Raw genomic sequence first — 17,172 nt, forward strand, 5'->3', positions numbered from 1 at the left:
CTCCTATCTTTCAACCCCAAAAGAAAGAGCACATGCAAGATACATGTACTCTGGAATGCTTAGATAAATGCCAAAAAGCGGTCTATCCTAGCTCTGTCCTTTTACCTGAGAGTTTGAGCAGTTACCTGCCTTGCCCCTTCGGTGCCTTTACGGTCTCTCCAGAGTTCCGTCCATTTACAGTCATGGAAAACAAACCTTTCTCCACTTCTATTAAACTTCATTCGGTGTTGGTATTTTATTTTTTATTATTCTACAAGAAAAGTTAGCCTTTGTCAATATATTCTATGAAACTTTTTGACTTTTCATTTCTTTTTTCAGAAATATTGACTCCATCTCCTCTCTATCCTTTAAAGGTCACAATGGTGGCGCCACTGCCTCCAGCATTTTGTGGAGCATAGCCGAAACTCTTGACATGCTTATTTCTTTGCAGGTATTTGGTGACGCCCTCACGGATGACTCCGGTTCCGATACCATGGATGATGTCTACCTGCGCCATGTTATTAAGCAGGGCTTGGTCGATAAAGGCATCCAGCTCATTCATGGCCTCTTCGTACCGTTTGCCTCGGAGATCCAGTCTGGCTTGCGGACCACGACCAGAAGCACGTTTGACGACATTGACTTGTTTTTTCTTGACTGGGGCTTCTTGCTGAGCCTGAACAAGGTCAAATTCTTTCTCTTCCAAGGTCATCTTGATCAAGCCAACTTGGGCTTCCCAGCGACCGTCCTTAAGCTGATTGGTCAAGGTTCCACGCTGACCATAACTGAGAACAATGATATCATCCCCAACCTTTGGAGCTCGTTTTTTCTTGGCTTTTTGAAGGACCTTGTTTTTAGACAAGTCGACTTTTTCAGGAGCCAATTTTTTCAGCTCAGCCTTGGCTTCAATGATTTCATGGGGCTTGAGCTGAGACTTGCTATGGAGATTTTTCAGGATCTGGTCACTCTCACTTAGCGCTAGTTCCACAATCTCAGCAGCTTGTTCACGCGCCTTGTTGAGCTCAGTTTCCTTCTCGCGATTGAGTTCGTTGTAAAGTTTTTTGAGTGCTCGGTTCATCTTGAGGTTTTCTTGCTCCACCTCACGAATATTGTCCAAGCGTTTACGGCTTTCAAGCGTTTGCTCTTCTAATTGCTCAATGATACGGTTGACATCATTATCTTGATTAACCTGCTGGCTGGCATCTCCTACGATGACATCTGACAAGCCCAGACGTTTGGCGATTTCAAAGGCATTGCTTCGTCCAGGAACTCCCTGCATAAAGCGATAGGTCGGACGCAGGCTGGCTGTATCAAACTCCATGCTGGCATTTTGCACAAAGGCTGTTTCAATACCATAAGCCTTAAGCTCTGGATAGTGGGTCGTCGCCATGGTCTTGACCTGACGTAGACGAAGATCCTCCAGAATAGCCATAGCAAGGGCTGCTCCTTCCTGCGGATCGGTACCTGCCCCAAGCTCATCTAAGAGTAAAAGCGAATGTTGGTTGACCTTGCCAAGAATATCTACGATATTGGTCATGTGGCTGGAGAAGGTAGACAAGCTTTGCTCGATAGACTGCTCATCCCCAATATCCGCGAAGATTTCCTTGAAAATACCGACACGGCTTCCCTTGTCAGCTAAAATGGGCAAGCCTGACTGGGCCATGAGTTGAGTCAAGCCCAGGGTTTTGAGCATGATGGTCTTCCCACCCGTATTGGGACCTGTAATGACAATGGCCGTTAATTCCTTACCAAAGTGTACATCGTTTGCAACAGCATTTTTGACCAAAGGATGGCGAACATGAAGGAGTTGAATCTCTTGATTCTCTGAAAGTTGAGGAACAACTGCTTGTCTTTCTTGGACGAAACGCACCTTGGCACGAATCAGATCCAGATGGCCGATAATCCAAGCGTCATTAGCAATCTCAGCAGCATGAGGACGAACCCGTTCCGATAGTTCCTGCAGGATGCGAATCATCTCATAGCGCTCATCAGCTCGCAGACTCGCGATTTCTTCGCTCAGTTTCACGACCTCACGGGGTTCGATATAGACCGTGTTTCCACTGGCAGAGATGTCATGGACAACACCTGCAATCTTATTGCGATAGGTGTTTTTGACAGGCAAAACCTGACGACCATTTCGACTAGCGATAATCCCTTCCGTCAACATCTGCGCTTTTTGCTTGAGCAAGTCTTGTAAGACATCTCGAACTTGACTCTCGCTATCATGAATCTTCCGACGGATGCGCGCTAGTTCTTCGCTGGCAAAATTCTCGATAAATCCTGCATCATTTAGGGCTTGGAGACTCCCTTGCAAGTGTGGAAAATCATGTAGTTTTTCAAACCATCTCACCAACTGCTCCAAGCGTACATTTTCAAGATTGGCATAAAAACCTTGCAACTCTCTGCTAGCCAGCAAGACTCGTTTGAGGAGCAGGAACTCCTCAATATTGAGGTCCGCTCCCATCTCCAGACGCTTACAGACAGCTGAAATCTCACGTGTCGCTAGGATGGTAAAGTGGGGTTGCTCCACAAAAAGGGCTTGCATTTCCTCCATCTCTGTAAAGGCTTGCTTGATCTTGTCCACCTTGGCAGTTGGAGCCAAGCCTTTTAGCTCCTCTAGTCCTTGTTCTGTCAAGAGATGCGGTTCAAACAAGGCTTTGATTTTATTAAATTCTAAGGTTTCTAGTATTTTTGTATTCATATTTTTTCCTTGTATGCTGGTTTACAAGATTATAGCAACTAGAGGTTTTGACCTAGTCGTCCAATCTGTAAACAAAGGGCTAGGAAAAATCCCGCCCTTTTTATCCGATTAAATTTGTCACCCAAAGTTGTTTGATAAGGTTTGTCGTAAAAGGGACACTTTGGATGATGTGTTTGGCTACTGTACTTTTTTCGAGTGAATTTTGAATGACTGCCAGAGGTACTGTTGCAAGGATGGTCAGAGCCATTTGCAAGACAAATAAGGTTACCAATAGAGACAAAACGCCTGATCCGATACGCAACCATTTGACATCAAGCTTTTTAGTTGGAATCAAGTGCAGGAACAAACCGATAAAACGTCCGATAGTATAGCAAATCCCAAAAACTAGAAGATAGGCTAGACCCGCATAAAAGACCTTGTCTAGATGAAACAGCTGGTCTGAAGGGAAGAAAAAGGTGCCCTGTCCTTCCTGAGGATTGGCATAAGGGACAAGCAAGTGGAAGTGGTCGCCCAGTGATTTATAAAACTGTCCCGCAACAAAGGCTGAAATCACTGCCACGAGGAAATAATAAACTTGCAGGACCAAACCTCTACGGTAGCCGATGTAAAAGCCCCAAGCCAGAACCAATAAGAGTAGGATTGAAATCATAGGGAGTCCTCAATCTTGCTCTGTTCTTGTTTGACAGCAATCAACTTGTGGCGGAGTTCTAACAACTCTTGCTCCTTGTCATCAAATTCAATCTCACGGTTGAGTTGTGTAGACAGACAATTAACCGCCAAAAGAAGCGCAATGGTTTCATCATCCGCCCCAGGCATTTGTTCTTTAATTGCTTGGTATTTTTCAGTCGCAACCTTGGCAATTTCCTCCATAAAGAGGTTGTCATGCTCGGTTGTCAAGGTTAATGTCTTTTTTCCGAATGTAAACTTATATCGATTTAGATTTGCCATAAAATTCACCTCACGATATTATACCAAATTTCGCTAACTTTGTCAGTTTTTACCAATTCTCCTGCTTTTGTGGTACAATAGAGACTATGGCAAGTATCACACTCACACCAAGTGAACAGGAAATTCAGAGCTTTTTAAGTCAGTATCAGAAGGCTCTCAGTCCTAGTAAAAATCCTTATATTCGCTATTTTTTTAGACTGCCTCAGGCAACAGTTTCCATCTATACTTCTGGAAAAGTCCTCCTGCAAGGCGAAGCTACTGAGCAATACGCCAGTTTCTTTGGCTATCAAGTTGTAGAGGAAACCAGTGGACAAGATTTTCCTATGATTGGGACTGATGAGGTGGGAAATGGTTCCTACTTTGGTGGGCTGGCTGTCGTGGCTTCCTTCGTGACACCTGACCAGCATAACTTCTTACGAAAACTCGGTGTGGGGGATTCAAAAACCCTGACAGACCAAAAGATTCGTCAGATTGCCCCTATCCTCAAGGAAAAAATCCAGCACCAAGCGCTCCTTCTTTCACCGAGCAAGTATAATGAAGTTATCGGAGAGCGTTACAATGCTGTTTCTGTAAAGGTTGCCCTTCACAACCAAGCTATCTTTCTCCTGCTTCAAAAAGGAGTCCAGCCAGAAAAAATCGTGATTGATGCCTTTACAAGCCCTAAAAACTATGACAAGTACTTGGCGCAAGAATCCAACCGTTTCCCAAACAAGGTTAGTTTGGAAGAAAAAGCCGAGGGCAAATACCTGGCTGTTGCGGTTAGCTCCATCATCGCTCGTGATCTCTTCCTCGAAAACTTGGAAAATCTGGGACGAGAACTGGGCTATCAACTGCCAAGTGGCGCTGGAACTGCATCAGATAAGGTTGCTAGCAAAATCCTTCAGGTCTATGGCATGAAGGGACTTCATTTCTGTGCCAAACTACATTTTAAAAACACTGAAAAAGCCAAAGCACTTCTAGAAAGGTAAATTATGAATTCGTTTAAAACATTTCTAAAAGAATGGGGAGTTTTCTTCCTGATTATCGCACTGGTCGGTCTTAGCCGTATCTTTCTTTGGAGCAATGTCCGTGTAGAAGGACACTCGATGGACCCTACTCTAGCCGACGGAGAAGTTCTCTTCGTTGTTAAACACCTCCCAATTGACCGCTTCGACATTGTGGTTGCGCATGAGGAAGAAGGAAATAAAGACATTGTCAAAAGGGTCATCGGTATGCCCGGAGATACCATCCGATACGAAAATGACAAACTCTTTATCAACGATAAAGAAACGGATGAACCCTACCTAGCTGAATACCTCAACTTGTTCAAAACAGAAAAGTTGCAAAACACCTATACTGGCAAAGGATTTGAAGGCAATAAGGGAGTCTACTTTAGAGAACTTGCTCAAAAAGCACATGCCTTTACAGTCGATGTCAATTCCAATACCAGCTTCAGCTTTACTGTCCCTCAAGGCGAGTACCTTCTCCTTGGTGACGATCGTCTCGTCTCTAGCGACAGCCGCCATGTTGGTACCTTCAAGGCTAGCGAAATCAAAGGCGAAGCAAAATTCCGTTTCTGGCCACTTAACCGTATCGGAACATTTTAAGATAAGGAAGAGGCCGAGAATGCTAAGTCTCAGTCTCTTTTTCTATTGTGAGAAAAAACTTTTAGTCATCTAGTTTTTTCAAAGTTGCTAAGAGACCAATTCTCATAAACTCATGTAAAGGAAACCTATGGAAGTTTATTTTTCAGGCACTATTGAACGCATTATTTTTGAAAATGTCAGTAATTTCTATCGCATCCTCCTCTTAGATATCGAAGATACCAATGCGGAGGACTTTGACGATTTTGAAATCATCGTTACAGGAACCATGGCGGACGTGATTGAGGGCGAAGACTATACTTTTTGGGGGCAAATCGTTCAGCACTCCAAGTATGGAGAACAACTGCAGATTTCCCGTTACGAAAGAGCAAAACCCACTAGTAAGGGCTTGGTCAAATATTTCTCTAGCAGCCATTTTAAGGGAATCGGTCTCAAGACTGCCCAGAAAATTGTTGATACCTATGGTGACAATACCATTGACGAAATTCTGGAACATCCTGAAAAGCTAGAAGGCATCTCAGGGCTCTCTGCCAAAAACCGTGAGGCTTTTGTTTCCACCCTCCGTCTCAACTATGGGACAGAAATGGTCTTGGCTAAACTTGCCAACTACGGCATTCCAAATAAACTAGCCTTTCAGATTCAAGACTTTTACAAGGAAGAAACACTGGATATTGTCGAAAACTATCCCTACCAACTGGTCGAAGATATCAAGGGCTTGGGTTTTACCATTGCTGACCAATTAGCCGCCGAACTAGGCATCGAAAGTCAAGCCCCTGAACGCTTCCGTGCTGGCCTTGTCCACAGTCTTTTTCAGGGATGTATGGATACGGGCGATACCTATATGGAAGCCCGAGATTTGCTGGAACAAACCCTGACTCTCCTCGAGTCTTCTCGTCCTGTGGAACTGAACCCCAGCCAAGTCGCTCAGGAACTCTCCCATCTCATCGAAGAAGACAAGGTTCAGCAGATTGATACCAAAATCTTTGATAACAGCCTCTTTTTCGCTGAAGAAGGCATCCGCAGTCACTTGGTTCGTATCCTTGAAAAAGGAAAACAGAAGAGCCAAGATCTAGAAACCATTCACAAGCATATCTCTACTGTCGAGCAAGAACTGGGGATTCAGTACGATACCATTCAAAAACAGGCTATCTGCGACGCTATCCAGAACAAGGTCTTTATCCTGACAGGTGGGCCTGGTACAGGTAAGACGACTGTTATCAATGGAATTATCGCTGTTTATGCACTTTTAGAAGGACTTGATCTCAGGAAGAAAAGCAGTCTGCCTATCCTTCTAGCAGCTCCAACTGGTCGAGCGGCTCGGCGCATGAATGAATTGACAGGTTTGCCTAGCGCGACCATACACCGTCATTTGGGGATGACGGGAGACGATGATACTAGTCATCTAGAAGATTATCTGGATGCCGACTTTATCATTATAGATGAGTTTTCCATGGTGGATACTTGGCTAGCCAACCAACTCTTCTCCAACATCTCTTCTAACAGTAAAATTCTCATCGTAGGGGATAGCGACCAATTGCCTTCTGTTAGTCCCGGACAAGTCCTGGCTGACCTGCTCCAGATACCCCTGATTCCTCAGACTCGCTTGGAAAAAATTTATCGTCAGAGCGAAGAATCAACTATCGTTACCTTGGCTAGTCAAATTCGAAAGGGAATCTTGCCAGCTGACTTTACCCAGAAAAAAGCAGACCGCTCCTACTTTGAAATCGCTAGTGGTCATATCCCCGCTACCATTGAGAAAATTCTTGGCGCTGCCCTCAGAAGTGGTATCCCGGCTCGCGATATTCAAGTGCTAGCGCCCATGTATCGAGGAACTGCTGGCATTGACGCCATCAATCAGCTTATGCAAGACCTGCTCAATCCTCACCAAAAAGGACAAGTGGGCTTTGAAGCCACTCAGTGTCACTATCGAACAGGGGACAAGGTCATTCACCTAGTCAACGATGCCGAAGTCAATGTCTTTAATGGAGACCTAGGCTACATCACAGACCTGATTCCTGGAAAATACACCGAGTCCAAACAAGACGAGATTGTCATTGATTTCGATGGCAATGAAGTCGTCTACCCACGTAACGAATGGTACAAGATTCGTCTGGCTTATGCCATGAGTATCCATAAGTCTCAGGGAAGTGAGTTTCCTGTTGTCATCCTACCCATTACTAGTGCTAGCAAGCGCATGCTGGAGCGCAATCTCATCTATACAGCCATTACACGCGCCAAGAGCAAGCTTATCTTACTAGGCGAATTACAGGCCTTTGACTATGCAGTCAAGCATATCGGGACTGCTCGCAAGACCTATCTGATTGAACGCTTCAGTGATTTAATTGAAAATAATATTGAAGAAAGTAAACAAGCCTTCTCTGAAACTGCCACAGCAAGTGACTCTGAACAATCCTACATCCTCACCGAGAAAAACTGGTCTAGCATCCCAGCCATGATTGGGATTACAGATGCAGACCTCAAAGAGATTTTTGGAAAATAGCGCAACAGAAAGCCCACCTAGTCAGGTGGGCTTTTTATCTTTTAAGATTATTTAACTGTTGCTGTGCTTGTGATCAACTCAACAGCTTTTTTGATAGTGATATCGTGTTTCAACATGTCAGCTGAAAGCAAGTTTTGAACTTGTGCCACTTCCATGTTGTAATCTGCAGCCAATTGCTCGATTTCTTTTTGGATTTCTTCTTCTGAAGCGTCAAATCCTTCAGCTTTGGCAACTGCTTCGATAACAAGGTTAGTCTTCGTACGTGACTCAGCTTCTCCCTCGTATTGTTTGTGAAGATCTTCTTGAGTAGTTCCAGTGATTTGGAAGTACATGTCAGGGTTGATCCCTTGACGTTGCAAGTTTCCAAGGAATTCATTTACTGAACGGTGAACTTCTTCGTGGATCATTTCTTCTGGAAGTTCTACGATTTCAGCGTTTTCTACAGCTTTATCGATTGCTGCACCTTCAACGGCATCTTTGTATGCTTCTTCTTTCGCAGCAGTCAATTCTTTGCGGTATTTTTCTTTCAATTCGTCAAGAGTTTCCACTTCTTCGTCGATATCTTTTGCAAGTTCATCGTCAAGAGCTGGAACTTCTTTAGCTTTTACTTCGTGGATAGTTGTTACGAATTTTGCTTCTTTACCTGCAAGGTCTTCTGCTTGGTAGTCTTCTGGGAATGTTACGACAACGTCAACAGTTTCGCCAGCTGAGTGACCTACCAATTGGTCTTCAAATCCAGGAATGAATTGACCTGATCCAAGTCCAAGTGAGAAGTTTTCACCTTTTCCACCGTCGAACTCAACACCATCGATAGAACCAACGAAGTCGATGACAACAGTGTCGCCATTTTCAGCAGCGCCGTCTTTGATAACCAATTCAGCCAAGTTGTTGCGTTCGCGTTCGATACGTTCTTCAACGTCAGCGTCAGCTACTTCTTTTTCTACATCAACTGATACTTCAAGGTTTTTGTAGTCGCCCAATTTTACTTCAGGTTTTGTCACGACTTCAGCAGTGATAACCCAGTCTTGACCTTTTTCCATTGAAGTTACGTCAATTTTTGGTTGTGCAACGACTTCAAGACCAGCTTCTTTTACTGCAGCTTCATAAGCGTTTGGCAAAAGAGCGTTCATAACGTCTTGGTAAAGTGACTCTTCACCAAATTTTTGGTCGAAGATAGGACGTGGAAGGTGACCTTTACGGAAACCTGGAACGTTAAGAGTTTTCTTTACTGAGTTGAAGACACGGTCCAATTCTGGTTTGATTTGGTCTTGAGAGATAGTGAAAGTCAAGACACCACGGTTTGTTTCTTTGTTTTCAAATGATACAGACATTCTGTCATTTCTCCTTAAAATTTTTTAAATACAGTCTATTATAGCATAAACTACGGTTAATTTTCAAGTAATGAATGCGCTTTTCAATAATGCTAAAGGTACTTACTGGCTTCTCTGATACTAAGTTCAGACATTCTTTCCTTGTTTTTTTCGGTGAAGCTTGCTACCCATTCCGGATTGGTTTTTGAGTAGTCTCGCAAAGCCCAACCGATGGCCTTGTTGATAAAAAATTCTGTCTGGTCCAGATTATTGAGCAGGATCTTTTCCATTAGCTGGACATTGGTCTTCTCTTTTCTTAACAACTGGTGGTCAATAGCAACTCGTCTCAGCCATATATTATCTGATAGACTCCATTGGAGAATTCTTTCTTCAAGTTCTGGCTTGTCATATACCAAACTTCCTACTACTCGGTCTAGGATATCTACCGTGTCCCACCAGGACTTGGTCACGACCAGATGCTCAATCTTAGGCAAATCGCTCTCCGTCAAATAAGTCTGCATGGCCTTCAAATAGTTTGCAGCCACATACTGATATTCTCTGGCATCCTTTTCCCAGCAGATGTCTACAAAATTCCAATCGATGACCTTTGTTTTTTTCGCACTTGGAAAATACTTTTTATAGAGTGCATTTCTTTCAGGAGCTGCAACGCCTAGAAAGGAAAACTGATGGCGCATATAGGCTTCCATGGGGCCTGCTTTATGCGGATCTTTTGTCGCTTCTAGCTCCACAAGTAAATCTGCAAGACTCATCTAAAAATCCTCCTGCCCCACCAAGTGGTGCTGAAAGGCATAGACCGCCGCCTGGGTGCGATCGCTGACCTCAAGCTTGGCTAGGATATTAGACACATGGGTTTTGACCGTCTTGAGAGAGATAAAGAGTTCGTCTGCGATGCGCTGATTTTCATAGCCCTTGGCGATGAGTTGTAGGACATCTCGTTCACGCGCAGTCAGTTCCTCATGAAGTTCGATATGATTGCGGTGGTATTCGACCTTCTTGCTGACCTCTTGCTCAATAGCAAGCTCACCAGCAGCAACCTTACGAACAGCGTGGAGCAGTTCGTCCGCACTAGAAGTCTTAAGCATATAGCCTTTGGCACCAGCATTCAAAACTGGCATGATTTTTTCATTGTCCAAGTAAGAGGTCACAATCAAAATCTTGGCTTCGGGCCATTCTTTGAGGATGGACAAGGTTGCATCAATCCCATTCATCTCAGGCATGACAATATCCATGACAATGACATCTGGACGGAGTTCCAAGGCCAACTCAATACCTTGAGCCCCATTGGCAGCTTCGCCCACAACTTCTACATCGTCTTGGAGGTCAAAGTAGCTTTTCAAGCCCAATCGGACCATTTCATGGTCATCTACCAGTAAAATTTTCATCTCTACTCCTTATAATTCCTTATCTAGCAGGGGAATACGGATATCAACCGCCAGTCCTTGCTTAGGTGCTGTCAAAAGTTGAACAGTACCTGCCATATCTTCGACCCGCTCCTTAATATTTCTCAGTCCATAACTCAAGTCGTCTAAGCTCCCTAACTGGAAACCAATCCCATTGTCCACCACCTTCAGCTGCAATTCTACCTCTGTCTGATAGAGGTAGACATCTAGGCAAGATGCCTGGGCATGGCGGAGGGTATTGCTGATCAACTCCTGCAAAATACGGAAGATATGTTCTTCAATCTTCTTGGGCAATTTAGATACATTTTGCTTGAGACTTACCTCGAGATCACTCTTGTCCTCAAGCTCTTTTAAGAGGATTTGAATCCCCTCAACCAAACTCTTCTCTTCCAACTCAACTGGTCGCAAATGCAAGAGCAAGACCCGTAGATCTTTCTGGGCTGTCTCCAGGATGGCTGCGACACTTTGCAACTGGGTCTTCATCTTTTCTCTATCAAGCTTCAAAGCCTGCTGACTGACACCTGATAAAATCATATGGGCCGCAAACAACTCCTGACTAACCGTATCGTGTAAATCACGTGCTATCCGCTTCCGTTCTTTCTCGATGAGTGCTTCTTCCTTAACTAGGCTTTGATTTTCAGCCTTTTGAACAGCTTCTGTCAAGAGATTGAGTTTGCCAGATAATGTCTTGAAACTTGCATCCAAGTCTGGATCTGCAAAAGAAACAAGCTCTTTCCCCGCTAACAAGCGCTTGAGATTGACCTGCATTTTTCTGCGAGAAATTTCTTCCATCACCCGCCAAAAGAGGACAAAAAAGAAGGTCATGGAAAGGCTAAAGACCAAGACTAAGAAGATTAACTTTTCTGTTTTCTCAATATCTTGTATCAAATAGGACCAATCAAGATTAAGAATATCAAGTAGACTATTGGTCAAAAAGAGGATAAAGAGGAGAGAAGTCAGCCCGATTAATAGATAGGATTGCTTTTTCATCCTCTGACCACCTCCACATCGCCAACCATAGTAGTTAGGAAAATCTTGACGCTCTTGTTACTCTTGAGATAGTCTCTGGTTTCCTGATGATAGTGTTCATTGCGAAGGGCTCGCTTGGGTTGATGGAGGAAAGTTAAATCTCCATAGAGACAGTTGACACTTAGACTGATTTCAACATCTACAGGTACGATAATCCTAGTCGTTCCGACCATTTTACGGAGGATGATGACATTGTCATGATTGGTTAGGATAACTCTTTCTAAATGAATAGTGTCCTTGCCCATGAGGCGAAAGAGATTGATATCGTCAAACTGGCAGGTCTGGTGACTAGAGAAATGATGGAGATTGCCAAACCAAGGGTTTCGTTCATTTTTAACTGTCACCACCTCTTCAAAGACCAAATCCGTCTCCTCTTTTTCTTGGTTCATCATTGGATAGAGAAGAAAGAGACTGTAGATCACTGCCACAAAGATAGCTAAAATCACAAAGGGATTGAGCATGACGATGAAAAAGAAAAGAATAGTCGCTACAAGGAGGAAGACGTTGTTGCCCTCTTTCCCTGTATAATAGCGGAGCAAGAGTAAAAAGAGGAACAGAATCAGCAGAAAACGCGAAAAATGCTCTGATACCATCAAAATCAGAGCCCCCGTCAACAGACAGGCTTCAATAAATAAAAAGATTTGAAATTTTTTCATAGCTGCATCCTCTCTTTTCTATTTTATCACAATTCAAAAAAGTCACCTCGGTCTGAGGATGGAAAAAGCGCTTGACAAAGAGATACAAAAAAGGGCGGGATTCTTTTCCCGACCTCTTTAGATCTGACCATTTGCTTCTTTGAGTTTGCCATAAAGAATATAGTCTACGTTTTGCAAATCCGCTATGGTGGCACAATTAAGGGCACACATGATCAAACGTAGATCTTCTTTCCAGCCTTGGATGATGCTAATCACTTCCTCGATCGAGTAGGTTTCAACCAATTCCAGAACGGTTCGTGACAATCCCACAGCCTTGGCTCCAAAGACCAAGCACTTAATCATATCAAGTGGGTTCCGAACACCTCCACTGACCAAAAGTTCAACCTTATCTTTCCAGTCTTGGACATTAAGAAGGGCTTGCATAGTAGACTGCCCCCATTGATTGAGGTAATCACGCTGACCACTGCGACGGTTTTCGATATAGGCAAAGCTGGTGCCACCACGACCTGATAGGTCAACCGTTCGAACACCCAGATCATAGGCTCTCTCGATGGTCTTGGCATCCATGCCAAAACCGACTTCCTTGAGAATAATAGGAACAGAGATCCACTTGCTATAATCTGCTAGATGCGATTGCCAGCTTCGAAACTTTCTTTCTCCCTCCGGCATGAGTAATTCCTGCATAACATTGACGTGCACTTGCAGGAGAAGAGGATTCATCGCTTCTACAGTCTGAAGTCCCAACTCAACAGGCTTGTCCAAGCCAATATTGGTTCCTAGGAGGAGATTTGGATGGCTGGATTTGACAGAAAAAGAGTCATCTGTTGGATCCTTGAGGGCTGCACTATAAGAGCCCGTCACAAACAAAATCCCACAGGCTTCTGCCACCTGAGCCAGCTTTTGATTGATTTCTCTTCCCTTATCGCTTCCACCCGTCATGGCATTGATATAAAAAGGAAAGTCCCACTTACGACCTGCAAATTCTGTAGACAAATCAATCTCATCTAGGTCATAGAGCGGTAGCGAGGAGTGGATTAACTCAACCTCATCAAAGCTATTATAGGAGCTTTTTTGCTCAAGGGCATATCGAATATGCTCATCCTTACGATTTGTCGTCATGTCCTATCCTTTCTTGGTATAAGAGCTCAATCCCCAGATCGGCCCAACGATTTTTTAAGGTTTCAGTTGATTGCTCATCAAAACTCAAGGCAATCCCACAGTCACCACCACCAGCGCCACTACTCTTGGCAACAGCCTGCAAATCTTGACTGGCTTCTTTCAACTGTCTCAGCGAAGGTGTGTATATATCTAGGCTCAAGCCTTCTAAAAGCCGACTAGCTGTTTCCAGCTGCTCGATAATTTTTTCTGCATTCCCCTGCTCCAAGGCTTCTACCAAAGCAGACACCGTTGCTTTTGAGGAAGTTAAAAAATTCTGATTGATGTTTTGCTTGATTTGCTGAACCATTTGACTCGATACAGCCACTTGCTTGGTCCATCCCACTAGGAAATCACATTCTAGGGCAGGTTGTACGTGTGAGATAGAAAAGCCCCAGTCACGCTCCAAAACTGTTGCCAAGCTTTCTTCTTCCAACCAAGTAGCTATCTTCTTTCGATCAAAAGATTGGTAGAGAACCAAATCCTCTGCAACGATACAGGCAAGGTCTCCCATAGAACCATTGTCTCCTCGCTTGAGTAAGACCGCGCTAGCCAGCTTGAACAAGAGTTCCGGATCAACCGTAATATCATATAGAGCCAGCAGGGCCTTAATCACCAAGACAACGACGCTACCACTAGAACCTAGACCAAACTTTTTGCCTTCCCGTTCCATTTTTCCACGAATTTCCAAAGAAAAAGGTCTCAAGGTTTGCCCACGATAAACGAGGAAATCTCCCACTAAAGCAATCGTTTCTTGAATCAAGCTGTAGTCAGGTTTTGGCGTCAAGTCCACTGCGAAATCAAACATATCTGAATAGATACGGTAGCTATCAGAAAAGGCAATCTCTCCCCTCATATAGATAGGTATCGCCTTTATCAAGGCCAGCTGTCCTGGCTCTAGAATAGCATATTCACCAGCCCAATAGAGCTTTCCGCAAGTTTTAACAGCAATCATCTTGGCTCAAATCCTTTGTTTTTGACACAATCAAGCGGTAACGTTGACCGAAGATTTCTGATAAATGCTCCAAGTCTTTCTCCTGACAGAGAACTTTGACATTGGGACCGGCATCCATGGTAAAGTAGCAGGCTTCCCCTTGCTCACGAAGCTGGTGGACAAAGTCCATGGCTTCATAGGAAGCATCCGTTAGATAAGAAAAGGCTGGACTAGCAGTCTTGGTCGTAGCGTGCATGGCTAGGGCATTTTTCTCCGTTAATTCCCCAACTTTGGTAAAGTCATTTTCCTTGAGATAAAGCAGCATATCCTGATAGTCCTTCTCAGATTGACGCACCCAGTCATCAAAAGTCGTCGAGGTTTCCACACAGAGTTTCATCCCATCACGGCTAGAGATTGGTTTTTTCTTGTCCTCTAGCACCAACATGATCATGGCTAGTTTCAAGTCTGTCTCTACAGGGTAGATTTCCCCACTATCCTTATCCCAGGCACCTAACGGTCCATAAAAACTGCGAGAGGACGACCCTGAGGCAAACTTAGCCTCCTGCGCCAACTGGCTCCGATTCAAACCAAGCTGGAAATAAGCATTGCAAGCCTTGACCAAGGCGGACAAACCACTAGAACTGGATGACAAGCCAGCCGCAGTCGGCATGTTGTTTTGGGTATCAATACGGACAAATCCTTCACCTTCTGGACGGTAGCGATTGATGATTTTACTTATCTTGGCATGTTCTGCCTCATTTTGGAGCTGACCATTGATATAAAAGGCATCAGCCGTCGCAAGGGCTGGCAGAGGCGACAAGATTGTCTCTGTGTACATATTTTCCAAAGTCAAAGAGATACTGCTAGTAGCAGGAACCATCTCTTTTTCTTTTTTCTTTCCCCAATATTTGATAATGGCAATATTTGCGTAGGAACGTACTGTTACAGGCTTTCGATCCATGTCTGAACAGCTCCTTTCTCTTCTAATCGTTTTGCTAGTTCTTCTGCTTGATCCAGATTGGCTGCCAAGGCTATGATACAGCCTCCTAGCCCACCACCACTCATCTTGGCACCTAGAGCACCATAGCTAAGAGCCGTTTCAACGAGGGAGTCTGCCTCAGGGCTGCTGACACCAATTTCTTTTAAATGTAAATGCGCTTGACTGAGGATTTGTCCCAGTTCCTCAGCATCTTTTCGTCTAATCGCAACTTCTGCTTGCTGGGTCAATTCTCCCAAGGCATGCAAAAACGGTAGGGCATCCTTGCCCTTACTTTGAACCACTTGGATGGCTTCACGAGTGTGACCATAAACACCCGTATCTGCAATCACCAAATAGGCAGATAGGTTCATCTCAAGTTCTGTAAAACCAACATTCTTGATAAAGCGAATGGGTTGGTCACTGAGACAGGTCTTGGCATCCAACCCGCTTGGATTCATATGGGCAATCATCTCAGCCCGATTGACCAGTATTTCCAGTACATCATGAGGCAGATTGGCTTGATAGTAGTCAAATACCGCACGTATGGCCGCTATGCTGATAGCCGCTGACGAACCCATTCCCCGTTTTTCAGGGATAGCTGAGTCAATCACACATCGAATGCAAGCTTCTTTGATATCCAAATACTCCAGCGATGCATAAACTGCCATGGACAAGGTATCCTCCTCATAAAGACGCCACGGATTTTCAGCAGGGACCACCTTACATGTCACCTCCACCTCCAAAAGAGGTAGGGAAATGGCAGGATAGCCGTATACGACAGCGTGCTCTCCTATTAAAATAATCTTACTATGTGCCTGACCGACACCAACTTTTTTTGTCATGTTTTCCTTTAACCAGACGAAAAGACCGTCTCATTTCATACAGTAGTATTTTCTCCTATCTATTTTATTATATTTTCACAAAAAAAGCGATTGTTTCCTTCACAATCGCCTCTTTCATTATTGAACCCATTCGCCATTATAGTTGACCGAATAGCCTTCTACGGTCGTATTCACTGCTAAAGCACCTGAGCTGTATGCGTAGTACCATTTGCCATTGACCTGGAACCAGCCTGTCTTCATATCTCCATTACTTGCATGTAAGTAGTACCAAGTCGAACCTACCTGATACCAGCCAGTCGCCATGGCTCCTGATGAACGGAGATAGTACCACTTGTTCCCAAGGTATTGCCAGCCCGTTTTCATATCACCATTTTCAGCATCTAGATAATACCAAGATGAGTCTACCTGATACCAGCCAGTCGCCATTGCTCCTGATGAACGGAGATAGTACCATTTATTACCAAGATGTTGCCAACCTGTTTGCATGATGCCAGTTGTTGGATCTAAGTAGTACCATGGAGCAGGTTTGCTTCTATCAATGCCAAAAGTAACATGGAAATCTTGAGTCCAACCCTTAGCAACTTCACCAATTGGTAGTGGATTGTAAGAATCATCGCCAGAAATTCCTAGCTTATTTAAATAATACCAATTGCCGTCTTCATAAATCCAACCCGTCTTTACGGCATAACCATTATCAAAATAATAAGTTCTCTTTTCAGGAGATGGAGTATATTGTTCACCATATACTTTTCCTGTATTTTCAGATGTTTTTGCATCTAGTACTTGTTTATCTGTTTGTTCTAGCAAAGCACCATCTTGTCCAAAATAGTACCACTTCTGTTGAAGGCCAATTTCTAAGACTGGACGATTATTAAATAAATTATCACGATAACCTGTTCCATGAATTTCTACGTATTGCCAACCGACAACCATCTCTCCTCTATCACCAAAATAGTAAGTTTTACCGTCTATTTTATGCCAATAGATTGCTTTATGATCATCTTTTACATAATATTTTCTATTATCCTTATCAACAAATTGGCCACCTGTGGTATCCGCAAATACAGTATTTGTAGCTAGCAAAGCAAAGAAAAAGACTGCTAATGCGATTTGCATCATTTTTTTCAAAATTTTCATC

General features: G+C 43.8%; 16 protein-coding genes and 1 riboswitch. Of the genes, 3 read left to right on the forward strand and 13 right to left on the reverse strand.

The features are described from left to right. Positions 1-83: 83 nt before the first annotated feature. Positions 84-172, reverse strand: a riboswitch (glycine riboswitch). Between the two features lie 168 nt (positions 173-340). The 3 genes from HMPREF2991_RS04120 to zapA all read right to left on the reverse strand — a co-directional run bounded on the left by HMPREF2991_RS04120 (position 341) and on the right by zapA (position 3,625). Then, positions 341-2,677, reverse strand: coding sequence for an endonuclease MutS2 (locus tag HMPREF2991_RS04120; RefSeq protein ID WP_070567229.1), 2,337 nt, complete (start codon positions 2,675-2,677; stop codon positions 341-343). A gap of 100 nt (positions 2,678-2,777) precedes the next feature. Continuing rightward, positions 2,778-3,326: a CvpA family protein gene (locus tag HMPREF2991_RS04125; protein WP_000623540.1), complete on the reverse strand. Its 549-nt coding sequence runs from the start codon at positions 3,324-3,326 to the stop codon at positions 2,778-2,780. Next, the gene (gene zapA, locus HMPREF2991_RS04130; RefSeq protein WP_000002028.1) at positions 3,323-3,625 is read right to left on the reverse strand and encodes a cell division protein ZapA; all 303 of its coding nucleotides are present in this window, start codon (positions 3,623-3,625) and stop codon (positions 3,323-3,325) included. The genes HMPREF2991_RS04125 and zapA overlap by 4 nt, the downstream gene beginning before the upstream one ends. An 86-nt stretch (positions 3,626-3,711) precedes the next feature. Here zapA and rnhC point away from each other — a divergent pair, with 86 nt between their 5' ends. The 3 genes from rnhC (at position 3,712) to HMPREF2991_RS04145 (ending at position 7,708) form a co-directional block, all read left to right on the forward strand. Beyond that, positions 3,712-4,593, forward strand: a complete 882-nt coding sequence (rnhC, locus tag HMPREF2991_RS04135) for a ribonuclease HIII (protein ID WP_070567232.1) — start codon at positions 3,712-3,714, stop codon at positions 4,591-4,593. A 3-nt stretch (positions 4,594-4,596) separates the two neighbouring features. Then, positions 4,597-5,211 carry a signal peptidase I gene (lepB, locus tag HMPREF2991_RS04140; protein ID WP_070567234.1) on the forward strand — a complete coding sequence of 205 codons (615 nt, stop codon included), beginning with the start codon at positions 4,597-4,599 and terminating at the stop codon, positions 5,209-5,211. A 127-nt stretch (positions 5,212-5,338) separates the two neighbouring features. Next, the gene (locus HMPREF2991_RS04145) at positions 5,339-7,708 is read left to right on the forward strand and encodes an SF1B family DNA helicase RecD2 (protein ID WP_070567236.1); all 2,370 of its coding nucleotides are present in this window, start codon (positions 5,339-5,341) and stop codon (positions 7,706-7,708) included. Between the two features lie 47 nt (positions 7,709-7,755). On the opposite strand, the gene tig is transcribed toward HMPREF2991_RS04145, so the two are convergent. The 10 genes from tig to cbpC all read right to left on the reverse strand — a co-directional run bounded on the left by tig (position 7,756) and on the right by cbpC (position 17,171). Next, positions 7,756-9,039 (reverse strand): trigger factor, encoded by a 1,284-nt coding sequence (gene tig, locus HMPREF2991_RS04150; protein WP_070567238.1) that lies wholly within the window; start codon positions 9,037-9,039, stop codon positions 7,756-7,758. A gap of 92 nt (positions 9,040-9,131) precedes the next feature. Beyond that, positions 9,132-9,788, reverse strand: coding sequence for a DNA alkylation repair protein (locus HMPREF2991_RS04155; protein ID WP_070567240.1), 657 nt, complete (start codon positions 9,786-9,788; stop codon positions 9,132-9,134). Further along, positions 9,789-10,421 carry a response regulator transcription factor gene (locus HMPREF2991_RS04160; protein ID WP_070567242.1) on the reverse strand — a complete coding sequence of 211 codons (633 nt, stop codon included), beginning with the start codon at positions 10,419-10,421 and terminating at the stop codon, positions 9,789-9,791. A 9-nt stretch (positions 10,422-10,430) separates the two neighbouring features. After that, entirely contained in the window at positions 10,431-11,429 is a 999-nt protein-coding gene (locus tag HMPREF2991_RS04165; protein WP_070567244.1) for an envelope stress sensor histidine kinase LiaS, read from the reverse strand. Next, positions 11,426-12,124: a cell wall-active antibiotics response protein LiaF gene (liaF, locus tag HMPREF2991_RS04170; RefSeq protein ID WP_070567246.1), complete on the reverse strand. Its 699-nt coding sequence runs from the start codon at positions 12,122-12,124 to the stop codon at positions 11,426-11,428. The genes HMPREF2991_RS04165 and liaF overlap by 4 nt, the downstream gene beginning before the upstream one ends. 117 nt (positions 12,125-12,241) lie before the next feature. After that, positions 12,242-13,243: a type 2 isopentenyl-diphosphate Delta-isomerase gene (gene fni / locus HMPREF2991_RS04175; RefSeq protein ID WP_070567248.1), complete on the reverse strand. Its 1,002-nt coding sequence runs from the start codon at positions 13,241-13,243 to the stop codon at positions 12,242-12,244. Next, entirely contained in the window at positions 13,227-14,234 is a 1,008-nt protein-coding gene (locus HMPREF2991_RS04180) for a phosphomevalonate kinase (RefSeq protein ID WP_000562407.1), read from the reverse strand. The genes fni and HMPREF2991_RS04180 overlap by 17 nt, the downstream gene beginning before the upstream one ends. Then, positions 14,221-15,174, reverse strand: a complete 954-nt coding sequence (gene mvaD / locus HMPREF2991_RS04185; protein WP_070567250.1) for a diphosphomevalonate decarboxylase — start codon at positions 15,172-15,174, stop codon at positions 14,221-14,223. Before mvaD ends, HMPREF2991_RS04180 begins: the two co-directional genes overlap by 14 nt. After that, on the reverse strand, positions 15,156-16,034 hold the full coding sequence (mvk, locus tag HMPREF2991_RS04190) for a mevalonate kinase (protein ID WP_070567252.1): 879 nt from the start codon (positions 16,032-16,034) through the stop codon (positions 15,156-15,158). Before mvk ends, mvaD begins: the two co-directional genes overlap by 19 nt. A 117-nt stretch (positions 16,035-16,151) precedes the next feature. Then, complete coding sequence (gene cbpC, locus HMPREF2991_RS04195; protein ID WP_070567254.1) at positions 16,152-17,171, reverse strand: choline-binding protein CbpC; 1,020 nt, start codon at positions 17,169-17,171, stop codon at positions 16,152-16,154. Position 17,172: the final 1 nt, after the last annotated feature.

Origin of the sequence: Streptococcus sp. HMSC072D07 (genome assembly GCF_001814835.1) — a bacterium.
Classification (GTDB): domain Bacteria; phylum Bacillota; class Bacilli; order Lactobacillales; family Streptococcaceae; genus Streptococcus.

Coding starts and splice junctions, on each gene's coding strand:
- HMPREF2991_RS04120 (WP_070567229.1), bottom strand. CDS start 2,677: ATGAATACAAAAATACTAGAAACCTTAGAATTTAATAAAATCAAAGCC.
- HMPREF2991_RS04125 (WP_000623540.1), bottom strand. CDS start 3,326: ATGATTTCAATCCTACTCTTATTGGTTCTGGCTTGGGGCTTTTACATC.
- zapA (WP_000002028.1), bottom strand. CDS start 3,625: ATGGCAAATCTAAATCGATATAAGTTTACATTCGGAAAAAAGACATTA.
- rnhC (WP_070567232.1), top strand. CDS start 3,712: ATGGCAAGTATCACACTCACACCAAGTGAACAGGAAATTCAGAGCTTT.
- lepB (WP_070567234.1), top strand. CDS start 4,597: ATGAATTCGTTTAAAACATTTCTAAAAGAATGGGGAGTTTTCTTCCTG.
- HMPREF2991_RS04145 (WP_070567236.1), top strand. CDS start 5,339: ATGGAAGTTTATTTTTCAGGCACTATTGAACGCATTATTTTTGAAAAT.
- tig (WP_070567238.1), bottom strand. CDS start 9,039: ATGTCTGTATCATTTGAAAACAAAGAAACAAACCGTGGTGTCTTGACT.
- HMPREF2991_RS04155 (WP_070567240.1), bottom strand. CDS start 9,788: ATGAGTCTTGCAGATTTACTTGTGGAGCTAGAAGCGACAAAAGATCCG.
- HMPREF2991_RS04160 (WP_070567242.1), bottom strand. CDS start 10,421: ATGAAAATTTTACTGGTAGATGACCATGAAATGGTCCGATTGGGCTTG.
- HMPREF2991_RS04165 (WP_070567244.1), bottom strand. CDS start 11,429: ATGAAAAAGCAATCCTATCTATTAATCGGGCTGACTTCTCTCCTCTTT.
- liaF (WP_070567246.1), bottom strand. CDS start 12,124: ATGAAAAAATTTCAAATCTTTTTATTTATTGAAGCCTGTCTGTTGACG.
- fni (WP_070567248.1), bottom strand. CDS start 13,243: ATGACGACAAATCGTAAGGATGAGCATATTCGATATGCCCTTGAGCAA.
- HMPREF2991_RS04180 (WP_000562407.1), bottom strand. CDS start 14,234: ATGATTGCTGTTAAAACTTGCGGAAAGCTCTATTGGGCTGGTGAATAT.
- mvaD (WP_070567250.1), bottom strand. CDS start 15,174: ATGGATCGAAAGCCTGTAACAGTACGTTCCTACGCAAATATTGCCATT.
- mvk (WP_070567252.1), bottom strand. CDS start 16,034: ATGACAAAAAAAGTTGGTGTCGGTCAGGCACATAGTAAGATTATTTTA.
- cbpC (WP_070567254.1), bottom strand. CDS start 17,171: ATGAAAATTTTGAAAAAAATGATGCAAATCGCATTAGCAGTCTTTTTC.